At 45.8% G+C, this 12,551-nt stretch carries 11 protein-coding genes; 6 read left to right on the top strand and 5 right to left on the bottom strand.

All coding sequences use genetic code 11. The features are described 5' to 3' along the window. The first annotated feature begins 14 nt into the window (after positions 1-14). Positions 15-809: a lipid II flippase Amj family protein gene (locus AC1DM9_RS11350; RefSeq protein WP_441882853.1), complete on the top strand. Its 795-nt coding sequence runs from the start codon at positions 15-17 to the stop codon at positions 807-809. Positions 810-843: 34 nt separating this feature from the next. Next, complete coding sequence (uppS, locus tag AC1DM9_RS11345) at positions 844-1,560, top strand: polyprenyl diphosphate synthase (protein ID WP_441882851.1); 717 nt, start codon at positions 844-846, stop codon at positions 1,558-1,560. Between the two features lie 66 nt (positions 1,561-1,626). Here the strand turns inward: uppS and AC1DM9_RS11340 are convergent, their stop codons facing one another. Together AC1DM9_RS11340 and AC1DM9_RS11335 are read right to left on the bottom strand one after the other, a co-directional pair. Next, positions 1,627-1,992 (bottom strand): hypothetical protein, encoded by a 366-nt coding sequence (locus tag AC1DM9_RS11340; RefSeq protein WP_477580035.1) that lies wholly within the window; start codon positions 1,990-1,992, stop codon positions 1,627-1,629. Positions 1,993-2,177: 185 nt separating this feature from the next. Next, positions 2,178-4,748: an adenosylcobalamin-dependent ribonucleoside-diphosphate reductase gene (locus AC1DM9_RS11335; protein WP_477580033.1), complete on the bottom strand. Its 2,571-nt coding sequence runs from the start codon at positions 4,746-4,748 to the stop codon at positions 2,178-2,180. A gap of 256 nt (positions 4,749-5,004) precedes the next feature. On the opposite strand from AC1DM9_RS11335, the gene AC1DM9_RS11330 reads away from it, so the two are divergent. From AC1DM9_RS11330 to AC1DM9_RS11320, 3 genes are all read left to right on the top strand, one after another. Next, on the top strand, positions 5,005-6,828 hold the full coding sequence (locus AC1DM9_RS11330; protein ID WP_477580031.1) for a DEAD/DEAH box helicase: 1,824 nt from the start codon (positions 5,005-5,007) through the stop codon (positions 6,826-6,828). Continuing rightward, positions 6,825-7,784: a YqhG family protein gene (locus tag AC1DM9_RS11325; protein WP_477580029.1), complete on the top strand. Its 960-nt coding sequence runs from the start codon at positions 6,825-6,827 to the stop codon at positions 7,782-7,784. The genes AC1DM9_RS11330 and AC1DM9_RS11325 overlap by 4 nt, the downstream gene beginning before the upstream one ends. 124 nt (positions 7,785-7,908) lie before the next feature. Continuing rightward, a complete protein-coding gene (locus AC1DM9_RS11320; protein ID WP_477580027.1) occupies positions 7,909-8,802 on the top strand; it encodes a hypothetical protein in 894 nt (297 codons plus the stop codon). On the opposite strand, the gene AC1DM9_RS11315 is transcribed toward AC1DM9_RS11320, so the two are convergent. Then, complete coding sequence (locus AC1DM9_RS11315) at positions 8,793-8,987, bottom strand: YqzE family protein (RefSeq protein WP_477580025.1); 195 nt, start codon at positions 8,985-8,987, stop codon at positions 8,793-8,795. The genes AC1DM9_RS11320 and AC1DM9_RS11315 overlap by 10 nt on opposite strands. A 136-nt stretch (positions 8,988-9,123) precedes the next feature. Here AC1DM9_RS11315 and AC1DM9_RS11310 point away from each other — a divergent pair, with 136 nt between their 5' ends. Then, on the top strand, positions 9,124-9,825 hold the full coding sequence (locus AC1DM9_RS11310) for an N-acetylmuramoyl-L-alanine amidase family protein (RefSeq protein ID WP_477580023.1): 702 nt from the start codon (positions 9,124-9,126) through the stop codon (positions 9,823-9,825). On the opposite strand, the gene AC1DM9_RS11305 is transcribed toward AC1DM9_RS11310, so the two are convergent. Together AC1DM9_RS11305 and AC1DM9_RS11300 are read right to left on the bottom strand one after the other, a co-directional pair. Then, positions 9,790-10,695 (bottom strand): divergent polysaccharide deacetylase family protein, encoded by a 906-nt coding sequence (locus tag AC1DM9_RS11305; RefSeq protein ID WP_477580021.1) that lies wholly within the window; start codon positions 10,693-10,695, stop codon positions 9,790-9,792. The two genes, AC1DM9_RS11310 and AC1DM9_RS11305, sit on opposite strands and share 36 nt — an antisense overlap. A gap of 210 nt (positions 10,696-10,905) precedes the next feature. Then, positions 10,906-12,393 carry an IS1182 family transposase gene (locus AC1DM9_RS11300; RefSeq protein WP_477580155.1) on the bottom strand — a complete coding sequence of 496 codons (1,488 nt, stop codon included), beginning with the start codon at positions 12,391-12,393 and terminating at the stop codon, positions 10,906-10,908. Positions 12,394-12,551: the final 158 nt, after the last annotated feature.

Genomic DNA, 12,551 nt, shown 5'->3' with positions numbered 1-12,551 from the left:
AAAGAGGTGCTGCCATGCTTGAGCAGATTATTCTAGTTAGCAGCTTTACGTTTATTATTCATTTTGCAGAAACGATTACATATTCTCTTCGATTAGCTGGCGTACGTATGGGAAAAATAGCAGTCGCTATATCACTAACTGGCATTATCCTGCTCGTATCGCGAACAGCCAACATGGTGCAAGCACCCCTTATGGGAAAGCTCATCGATTCTGCTAAAACTTCCATGGAGTATTCACTGATTGAGCAATTTCGAATCATAATCTTAAGCGCATCTCTAGGAACAATTGCAGCGATGCTAGCATTTCCAACCGCGGTCATGCTGGCTAGACGAGTCATTGCCCATTTGGAGGTAGCAGGCTCTATCCCAGGCTTGCTGAAAACGACAGTATCTATAGAGAAACTTAAAAACTCGCGTTCACACATCCGTCTGCCAAAGCTGGGAATGCTGGCGCGATTAAGAATTGGCGGTATACCGAAACGATTGTTTTTACTCAACATTATCGTAACCGCGGTCTATACCATTGGCGTGCTTGCTGCTTTACTCGCTTCTTCTATGACGACCGAGCATGCGATTTCCGCATCTCAATCATCAGGGCTAATTAATGGGGTAGCAACGATACTGCTGGCACTTCTTATTGATCCTGAAATCGGCTTATTGACGGATAAAGTGCTAAAGGGAGAGAAAAAAAGCGCTGCGTTAACTAAAGTATTCGGTCTGCTTATGTTGTCCCGTGTGATGGGCACCGTACTGGCACAATTATTGCTCGTACCGGCAGCAACCTTGATATTGTGGGTCGTATCTAGATAAAAATAGAATGTTAACTTGCTTGAGGAGGAAAGTCATGCTGTGGTCACATTTATTTTTCAAGCAGGATCGTTACAAATATTTTCCAAAACATATCGCAATCATTATGGACGGCAACGGGAGATGGGCAACTCGCAAAGGGCTGCCACGAAACGTTGGACACTTTTACGGGATGAAAACGATGCAGAAAATCATAAAAAGATCGATTTCGCTAAAGCTTAGCTGCTTGACCTTATATGCATTTTCAACGGAGAACTGGAGAAGGCCCAAAGCCGAGGTTGATTATTTATTGGAGCTGCCTATCAAATATTTTCAGAATCAAACGATCGAAGAACTAAACAAAAAAAATGTAAAAGTAACTTATATCGGCGACATTAGCTCGTTTCCCGCTCATACGGTGGATGTCATTCAACGAACCTGTGAAATAACGAAGAACAACACTGGCATGCTTCTAAATATGGCTCTTAATTACGGGGGGAGAACTGAAATCCTGCAAGCTGCAAAAAAGCTCATCGCAAGCGGAGCAGACCCGCTCACTTTCGATGAACAATTTGAGAAAACGATCGCTACCTCCGATTATCCGCCGGTTGATTTAATCATTCGGACAAGCGGTGAAAAGAGGCTGAGCAACTTCCTACTATGGCAGGCAGCGTATGCTGAATTATGGTTTACGGATAAAAGCTGGCCGGATTTCAACTATGCCCTATTGAACGATGCGATACAAAATTATTCGAAAAGAAAAGAACGGGAATAATGAACCTGCAAAGACCAAACCCTTCACATATATGAAGAGAATGGTCTTTTTTGTTTGAAAATCAAGCTAGTTTTGTTTCGCTATTTCTACAAACTTGGCATTGAATTGCTGAGCAATCTCATCCAACTGTGGAGTCAAAACATTAGATTTTTGTTTTAAAATGGTAAACTTATTCATTAACGCTGCGATTTCATAGGGGGACCCATCGATCAGTTTGGTAATCGGCGACATATGGTATATTTTCAGAAAGCTGTATACAATCCCTCTATAATTGCGAATAAACTTAACTTGGTTTGCTGGTATGATCGAATAGCCTAATGATTCTAACACTTTAAAGCCTTCATCTATTGCTGTAATCATTTGCATGAGCAGCTTTTTGTTCTTCGCCATTTTTTTGAATTGATTATCGCTTGTTATGCTAATTGCGTTCATCGCCAATACGGGGACTATATGACTTTTAAGCCATATCGTCGAACAATTGTGGACACTGCTGGAGCGTCATCATATCTTTCCAGAGCCAGCCTAACTCTTTTGCATTATTGGAAAGACTACACAAAATAAAAAAGAGAACCATGAGGTTCTCTTTTTTTGCTTGCCTAATTCATTTCTATACCCTATCAATTACACTTGCTAAAACCGCACTGCGTACACTGCTTGCAGCCTTCTATATTAATAAGCGCTGCTGATCCGCAAGAGGGGCACAAATCTACGGAAGTAGTATCTGCAGCAGCTTTGGAGATCGCCGTATAATCCGCAGACGCTGCTGCTTCTTCTCTTTGCACTATTTTCGCTGCCGTCTCCTGCTCCATCCCATTCTCCATATGAATCTCAAGCGATTTTGCAACGGCATCCGCAATGGACTCCACTCGGTTGACTCCGAATCCTATCGCTCCCGATCCGCCGATCCCTTTCAAATGCTTGACGAGCAGCTTCACCTTGTTTCCATGATCGCCATAACGCAGAAATAACGAACACACACGCCCTAATGCCTCAGCCATCGCAAACACATCCGAACCTGCCTTGCCTACATTCAAGAAAATTTCTGCCGGTGTGCCATTCAGATCATTTATCGTAATATAAGCCATGCCAAATGGCGTGTTCACCTTATAGGTCGCTCCCCGCAGCACCTGCGGTCTGCGTTTATACTGCTTATCCAGCTCCTGCTCAGGTTGCACGGTTGCTGGGACAACGGCTTCCACCAAATCCGCGTCAAATGGTGCTTCTGTTTTCTCTTCTTTAGACGAAGTTGAGAGAACTTGAACATCACGACTGCCATCTCGGTAAATCGTCACACCCTTGCAGCCGAGCTCAAAAGCAAGCTCATACAATCTGCCCGTTTCTTCCACAGTGAAATCTGCCGGGCAATTCGCTGTTTTGGAAATAGAGCTGTCCACCCAGCGTTGTATAGCTGCCTGTACCCGAATATGATCCTCAGCCGACAAACTCATCGAGGTTACAAAATAATCTGGAAGCTCCTCCCCCGGATGAGACGCCTTCCAAGACGCTGCAATCGGAACATCTTGTTTATCAAAACCAAGACGACTTTGACGATAGTATTCGAATGCAAAATAAGGCTCGATTCCCGTAGACGTTCCGACCATTGTTCCCGTGCTTCCTGTTGGTGCTTGTGTAATGACCGTCACATTTCGCATGCCGTTCAGGGCCACATTGTCGCCAATCTCCGGAAATTCGGCTATCAATTGCTTCATAAATCCGCTCTGAACATATTTATCCGCTTCAAACGCTTGGAACGAACCTTTCTCAGCAGCGATTTCCGAAGACGCCAAATAAGACTCCCTAGCCATAAATCCATACAGCTTATCTAGAAAAACCAATGACTCTGCGCTGCCATATCGGATACGCAGCTTAATCATAAGCTCAGCTAGTCCCATCGTTCCGAGCCCGATACGCCGCTCAAGCTTCTGATTGCGCTCATTTTCTTCAAAATGATAGGGTGTTTTGTCGATGACATTATCAAGGAACCTTACAGACCAGCGCGTAACTTTGGCAAGTTCATCCCAAGCAACGTCATGCTTCTCTTCATCATAAAACTTCGATAGGTTTACAGCTGACAAGTTGCAGACGCCCCAGCCCGGCAAGCCTTGTTCACCGCAAGGGTTCGTACTAATAATGGGATTGAAATACCAGCTGTTCGACATTTGATTATAATACTCCATAAAGACAACGCCAGGCTCGGCTGACTTCCATGCGGATTCAATAATCGCTTGCCATATTTCACGAGCGCGCACCGTTTTGTAGGGGATAACCTTTTTGCCAAGCTTGCGCCATGCATCCAGATCGCCGGTCCATAGCTCGTTATACTCTGTATCTTTGGTATCTGGAAATACGAGCTCCCATTCCAAATCTTCCTTTACAGCCCGCATAAAAGCGTTGCTGATACATACCGACAGATTGGCATTTGTCACTTGCCCCATCGTTTGTTTGACCGTTATAAACTCTAATACGTCCGGGTGCCAATCATTGATCATAAGCATCAAGGCACCTCGGCGGCTGCCGCCCTGCTCAATGAGTCCCGTTGCATAGCTGAACAGCCCGCCCCATGATACAGCACCGCTCGATGAACCGTTCACGCCTGCAACTATCGCTCTTCGAGGTCGCAGCGAAGATAAATTCATCCCAACGCCGCCGCCGCGCGCCATAATTTCAGTCATCTCCGTGAGCGTTGTCATGATGCCTCCACGGCTATCCTTTGGTGAGGGGATGACATAACAATTAAATAGCGTTAGCTCTTCACTAGCTCCAGCCCCCGCTGCAATTCTCCCGCCTGGTACCAGCTTCCAATCATCTAATAAATATCTGAATTTGTCCCGCCATTCCTTTTGCTTCTCTGATCCATCTTCAACGGATGCCATCGCATCTGCAAGACGATCCCACATTTCCTCAGGCGTTTTTTCAATCGTAAGCGTAAGTTTCTCTGTTGTAGACTCCACATGCTCGCCGTTTCTAAGCTTTACGGTAACCTTGCTGCCATCACGGGCGATAACTTCTCCGACTTCCTTGACAGGAAATTTCGGATCATCCTTCGTTAGAACAAGCACGATATCGCCGATCGCCGTTTTACTCGTATCTGCATTTTTCCACGCATATCGATCCAAAAAGATTTTTTCACTAAGGCCCTCAAGCCGATTTCCACCAGACATCTCCATCGCAGCTGCTTCCTCCCTCATACTAACGTGCTGAAGGCATAGGTAAGATCAGATATGCTTTTAGCACAATATATTGTGTCATAAAACCATTATACTATACTACATATTGATTTTCATGCTCGTTTGTGGCGAAATTTAGCAAACCTGTCCGCTTACATGCCCACTCTCGTTATATTGCTAGTCCATCCTCTTTTTTAAGCAGCATCTTATTAATATTAGATGAAAAGGCAATACTAATAACAACTTATCCCTTTTACTGCGGAAGGAGCTGTACTAGATGACATTTCAGACGACGCCGCAGGCTGCCTCAGGAGAAGCAGGCACTGGCTTTACTTCTCGCAAGCTTCATCCTTTAGTTGAGCTGCAGCATGACCGCTCTTGGTTTGAAGAACTGCAAAACCGTTTAACAAAAGGTGGCCCATGGGATGATTGGACGTTATATCAGCTCGCTATGGAGGCCGAGCAAGCGAAACGAATTGAAAGCTTCGAAGAATTGTTATGCTTGCGATCTCTTCCAGCCTTCGAGCCAATGGCACATCAAATCAGCACAGCGCGCAAAGTGGTGCATGAGATGGGCGGCCGTGCGATTTTAGCCGATGAGGTTGGCCTTGGCAAAACGATCGAAGCAGGACTCGTGCTCAAAGAATATATTGTGCGCGGTTTAGCTAAGCGTATTCTCATTCTTGTCCCCGCTTCCCTTGTGCTTCAATGGGTGCGTGAGCTTAATCAGAAATTCGGCATCTCTGCCGTAGCCCAGAAAAAGGAGCATACATGGGGATATGATGTAGTTGTCGCTTCTATCGATACCGCAAAACGTGATCCGCATCGCGAGATTGTGCTTGGAACAGATTATGACATCATCATCATCGATGAAGCACATAAGCTGAAAAACAAGAAAACGACGAACTATCAGTTTGCTAATCTTTTACGCAAAAAATATTGCTTGCTCCTTACAGCTACCCCAATCCAAAACGATATGGACGAGCTGTTCAATCTCATTACGCTGCTCAAGCCTGGTCAGCTCGGCGGTCAAAGTGAATTTGCAGCAAACTTTGTTGTCGACAAGCGGCTTCCGAAAAATGAAGATCAGCTGCAGGAAGCACTCTCCGGCGTCATGATTCGGAATCGGCGCGGGGACGGCGGCATTCATTTCACGAAACGTTTTGTCAAAAATATACCGCTTACTCTCTCGGAAGAAGAGAAAGCGCTGTACGACGCGGTGACTGGCTTCGTTAAGGAACGGTATGAAGAAAGCGGCGGCGATTTATCGAGCATGCTTTCACTCGTTACCCTTCAGCGTGAAGTTTGCAGCAGCCGAGATGCGGTTTTTCTAACGCTTGTTAATCTATTTAAGAAGACGTCTGAGGACTCCCCTATGCGTCCAAAAATATGGGAGCTCGTAGAGAAAATTCGTAATATCAAAGCCAATACCAAAGCAGAGAAAGCGATGGAGCTTGTCAAAGAAATGGATGACAAGGTTATCATTTTCACTGAATACAGGGCTACTCAGGAATATTTGCTGCAGTTTTTCCGTGCTCAAAATATGATTGCCGTCCCTTATCGCGGCGGTATGAACCGCGGCAAAAAGGATTGGATGATGGATTTATTCCGCGGGCGCGCGCAAATCCTCATCGCAACGGAAGCTGGCGGCGAAGGGATAAACCTGCAATTTTGCCACCACATGATTAATTTCGACCTGCCTTGGAATCCAATGAGAGTCGAACAACGAATTGGGCGGGTGCATCGCCTTGGGCAAACGGAAGACGTAAAAATCTATAATCTGTGCACAATCGGTACCATTGAAGAGCATATCGTCAACCTATTGCATGAAAAAATAAACCTGTTCGAGCTTGTTATTGGCGAGCTTGATCATATTTTGGAGCGCTTTGAAAAAGGGGATGGCTCGCTGGAGCAGCGGCTTGCACGCATGCTGCTAGAATCGGGCAACGATACGGATTTAAAACAAAAAATCAATCATTTGGGCTCCTCCCTCAGCCGCATTCGTGAAGAGGTGCTGACAGGCGAAAACCCGCTGCCGACAAGTCCCGACCTGCTAGTGAATTTGGATACGCTTGGACAAACCGTGGAGGTGCAGCCTTGAACGAAAAACAGGTGCACAAATTTGTAAACCGCTATTTAGAAGCTACCGAATGCTCAATTTTAGAAAAGTCACCAAGCCATTTCACGGTGAAGCTCTCTCCTCACGCCGACCGTGAACTTACGAATCGCCCCTACTACTGGAGCTTCGTCGATCGCGTCGACGCAGAACCAGAGACGATGACATTCTTGTTTGTAACGGACAAGAACAAATATGACGCTGCCGAGGAGCTCAAAAAAATTGAAGTCGTGAACACCGAACAGGATGTTGCACTGAACGCGCAAGATACAGCAGCGAATGCCGCTCTTGGGCGTTCGCTAGGCTTCATTCACGGCAGCTTGGCAGCACCCGTTCGCATTCCGCGTGAAGACTTGTTTTTTGGCGCACGCAAGCTCGAGCAAATATTTGATGCGGCAAAAGCTAAGGGCAGCTTCGTCCATTTGTTTCAGGAGCCAGACAAACGCTCGAACAATCCCTTTACCTCGACCCCTTACACCGCATGGCTGTCTGTCAATATGCGGGTAGAATTCGCTTGTGATCGCAAGCGCGAAGAAATTCATAGCTACGGTGTCTCGCTCGCGACTGGCCAATGTGTGGAGCATTTCTACGATCGCTTGCTTACGCACAAGCTTACGCCTCGCCTGCCTGCAAATATTCACATCACCAAAAATGGCCTCTCCTTCAATAAAGCGCTTAGCATTGTAGAACAAACGTTGGAGCGCAAGCTTCGCAGCTATGATTACAGCTGGGCTGAGAGTGCATCAGCAAGGTTGAAGGAAGAGCTTGACCGAATTAACGGCTACTACGAGCCGCTTGTTAAGAATGCTATCGAAGAAAACAAACCAGCGATTGAGGAGCAATTCGCTCAGCGTCAATCCGAAATCAGATGGCAATATGAGCCTAGGGTGACTGCGTCCGCCATTAACTGCGGCATCTTTCATCTCGAGGGTATCGATTGACATGGATCTGACGTTATCCGCAGCAATACGTCAAAAAAAGGCGGTCACAAGGCCGCCCTTACGCGACAGGTTGCAACAGCCTTCTTAAAGCTTGTCCTATACAATGATATGGAGGTGATTAATTATGCCAAAAAAATTCATTAAGCTTACAGCGGCATGTGTTTTGACCGCTATTGTATTGTATGCAGGCGGATTGCAGCCACAAGCTGCTGCGGCCGCTTCTAATCCTACAACCGTTTATGAGCCTGTTCAGCAGCAAGCGCAGCGCTGGGTTGAAGAACTGGCTGTACAGCCTGCTTTTGCCGCATGGAAGAAATCGACGCTCATTGTTTCTCCTATTGGCCCTGGAACGCATAGCTGGCTTGTGCTTGTCATGCAAAATAAAAATACTGTCGGTTATCTTGTCATTAATGCGGTGGAGTCAGGTGGATATCAGCTAGGTGAATACGGAACAAACAGTCATCCATTATTCGATGAAAGCACCCTTACCAGAGCGATTAAGCAGCTCGAGCTTTTAAAGCCTGCAACCCAAATTGATCGAATATATGTTCATCCTCTCCTCGCCGCATGGAAAATAACGACAGAGAAAGAAACGTATTATGCAGATGCTGTCAGCGGTGAATCGCTCCCTGCCAAAAAGGAAGATTGGACAAATGCTGCCGTAACTAAGCTTGATAAAGCGGCTCCATTACTTAACACTCAGAAAGCAGTCCTTATTAAACAAGTCTCGCTGCCGTCATTTAATCCATTCGATAAGCTTCCCTGGCTAACGAACAAACCCATCACATTAAGCTCTAATTCCTACACACCTCTCTTTGCCAAAATAAACAACAAAGAACAGCTCCGCTTTACCGCTGAGCTGTTTGATGGCCAGATGTTATATGTCTGGTCTGTCGTCGGATATAACAAATGGGATAACGGTCAAATCTATATCGCGCTTGAAGCAAGCGAGGATGGTTCTGATCGCCGCTATATTCCCCTTCAGCTTTTAATCGAGCTTGGTCACTTTTACCGATGACGCTCAGCGCGTCCACGCCACCATAACATTACACTCACGGGTCCCCATCCGAACCAACGCGTCAGCCAAGGCTCTCTGCGAGATTTGGCTAATACGTTGGTTTGTTTCCGTTCTTCCCTTGGTGTCTCCATATAATTTATAAATTTTTTGGTCATAAATTTTACGTATTCATCGCCTTTTGCCATGCTAATCAGTCCTTTCAATACCGTATGAATTAATAATTCAAGTTTGCCCCTTAACCATCCAATCTAAACATGCATGAGTTTCCCTCCAAACAGCCACGCTAACCGTATGTCAAAGAAATCTGGAGGAACAATCAGCATGTTTCGTAAAATGGCACTAACCTTTGTTGTAATATGGCTGGCTGCTTCCAGCAGCTCATCCAGTGCTTTTGCATGGCCTCTTTTGCCGGTAGGCTACAATCAGGACTGGGCGCTTCCGTCAACTGTCGTCATCATTGATGCTGGGCATGGCGGGATTGACGGGGGAGCCTCATCAGCTGATATTTTAGAAAAGGACATTAACTTAGCTGTTGCGCGTAAGCTGTATTTCATTTTGCGAAGCCAAAACATACCGGCTGTACTTAATCGAACCGGCGACTATGCACTCAGTGATGATAATCGTTGGCATAATACACGCTCGAGACATCGTAAAGATTTATCGCAGCGCCGGCAATTAACCGATGAAATTGAAAGTGAACTGCTCATTAGCTTGCATGTCAATTGGTCTAAGAAAAGTATGCAGAAAGGCCCTTTAGTGCTGCATCAGAGCAGCGGTGAAAGCTCATTGCTTGCATTTTGCATACAAGATGCGCTTAATCGACAGCAAAATACGGCTTTCCTCCCAAGGGAAGGAAAACCGTTTTATTTACTTAGAAGGGTGCAGGACCCTGCTGTAATTGTAGAAATGGGCTTTATTAGCAGCGAGCATGATCGTACAATGCTGACAGATCCGCAGCGTCAGCAAGAAGTTGCTGAAGCCATTGCCTCAGGGATTAGGCAATACAAGTGGATCGTTCATTGATTCTCCGCCAATAAGCGCAGTCAGCTTCACGAATCTCACGGTAGGCTGCATCGCAGGTATAGACTGATGGAGAACCGAGGATGTATATTTCCCAGGTGCTCCAACATGTCCGATCGTGATGCAGCTGTCATGTGATTCCAAATGCTTGCGAAGCACGCCGATTTGTTTGGATATATGCTGAACGGTATAAACGTCATCTAGAAAAACATCATTGGAGACTGTCGGCACGCCCAGCTCTTTGGCTAATTTGGGAACAACCGTTTTGAAGGTGGTCCGGCTATCTAGAAAAAAGAGCCCCCGCTCCTTGCACACGCTGAGCACAATTCGCATCATTCGCTCATCTGCTGTCACCTTTGAGCCCATATGATTATTCATGCCAATGGCATGAGGCACATCGTCAATGGCATCCTCGACCCGTTTACGCACCTCTGCATCGCTTAAATCCGTTGTGAGCGCTCCAGGGCCTAACCAGCTTTTTAGCCCTTTGTTCGGCTCCATCGGCATATGAACAATGACATCGTGGCCAAGCCTATACGCTTCCTCTGCATCCTTCTTAGTGGTTGGCATAAAAGGCATTATCGCCGCTGTAATTTTGACTGGAAGCTTCATCATTTCCTCTGTTCCGCTCATGTTATTGCCAAAATCGTCAATTACGATTGCCACTGGCTTCCGTTCATCCACCTGCGCAGCCGCACTTATTCCTTTAGCTGAACTTTGAGCAGAAACATGATTATAGCTGAGCGGGCTTACAGCAGTCGAAAGTGCACTCAGCAGCAAGACTGCCGCAGCTGCCTTAGCAACCGATGACCAACTCAATTTACGAAATTTCTGTATTTCTCTTTCCTCAATTACATTATGCTGTCTGCTCATTGCTGCACGCACCTTTCACCGTTTGCTGTTATTGTTTGTGAAAATGCTGGAAAATATGCGAATGCAGCATAATATCAGAAGCATAAACCTAACTTATAAATATAAAAAAAGAGACCTGATTTAGAGAGCCCTGCAAAAGACTTGCTTTTGATTAAAAGAGAACTTCAAATTGGAAATGTAATTGTGAAAACTAAAAAAGCAGCTCGTTCCTCATCCGAGGGCGGGCTGCTTTTGCTCTACTAGCTTCACCATTCGTTTCACATTCACAACAAACGCGGTGAGAAAAGCCTGTATTCGCATGCGAAATAGACCTCGGTATTTGGCTGTCGCCATACCGTGGAACCTCTTCATCTCTGCATTTTTGTGTTCAATAATCGGTCTGCGCTTAATTCGTTCTTTAAACGTATCACTAAGCTCAAACTCGATCTGTTCCTTGAAATGCTCTGCAATAATGCGAACCGAGTATGTCTTGCTTTTTGATCCTGGTTTGTAGCAACCTTCGCTCAGCGGACAAGTCTTGCACTTTTCAACATCAAAGTAAAACACAAGTGAACGGCTATTTCCACTTTGTTTACTTCCTTGCATCGCTTTCCGAGTATTGTGCTGACCAGCAGGGCATATCACAAAATCCGCATCTTTGTTGTATTCAAAACCTTCTTGACGTTCGCCTCCATGATGGACAATAGGGTTTAGAGGAACGACGGGCTGAATCGTTTCTCTTTTCATCTCCGCTAGATTATCTTTACCAGAGTATGCGGTATCTGCAATGATTTCCGTTACCGTAATGCCGTTTGATCGCGTCTGTGACAACAGGGCGAGCAGTTGTTTTCCATCATCGCTGCTGCCGGGCGTGACCTCAACCGCTGTAATTAGCTCTTCTTCCGTCATAGCTAAATGCTCTTTGTATCCAAAGAAGGATTTGGTTTGGCTCTTCCAAGCGAACCGGGCGTCTGGATCGATAGCTGAAAGAATGCCTTTTTGGGATAGCAACCGCTCATCTTCTACGATTTGTTTAGCCATTTGAAGCTTGTCGCTAATGGCTCCTTCATGATCGGGCAGCAGTTCCTCAACCGTTTCCCCCAACTTAGCCAAGTAATGTAGCATGATCTGCTCTGCGTCTTCTTGCTCGCTTTTTACACGAGGCATGGCTGGAAGCTTCTTTTCCAACTTCGGATGTCGCTTGACAACCGTCCGCAGAAGACGTTTGGCTGCGTCCCGCAACACGTCCAAAGGACGCTGCTTTTGACTCCCGGCTTGGGTATGAGTTGCATCTAAAATAATGGTTTTACTTTTAATGAGTCCCTTCTCCACACATTGACTCACCACTTGCTTCAACACGTCCTCCACTTGGCTTGCGCCAAGTCGATGATTCCGAAACCGCGATAATTGAGAGGCGTCCGGCAACGGGTCTTCCGGATTAACACCAAGAAACCACTTGTATGCTAAATTCACTTGAGATTCCTCAACAATACGCTCATCCGAAAGATTGTAGAGGATTTGCAAAAAGAGCAGACGGAAAAGCAGCTCAGGCTCATTTGCTGGTCTGCCGTAGTATTTGCAATAGCTGTTTTCGACTAACTCATGGATGAAGCTAAAATCTACAATGTGATGAATCTTTCGCAACAAGTGATTTTCAGGAACAAGATGATATAATTCCGCATGGAATGATGCAGTTAATTGTCTACCGGCGTGCAACAACAGACTCAACTCACTTTTACTTTTCTTCCATTATACAACAAGCCCAGTACCAATCGGGTACTGGGCTCCATTTTACAGATACTGTATTCGTTTTGCAGGGCTCTCGATTTAGGCCTCTCTTGTCATTGTTTTTGTTCGAACTTAAATTTCTGTGAGCA

The organism is Paenibacillus sp. 01T431 (assembly GCF_056398625.1).
This window is presented reverse-complemented; position numbering and strand designations above follow the sequence as displayed.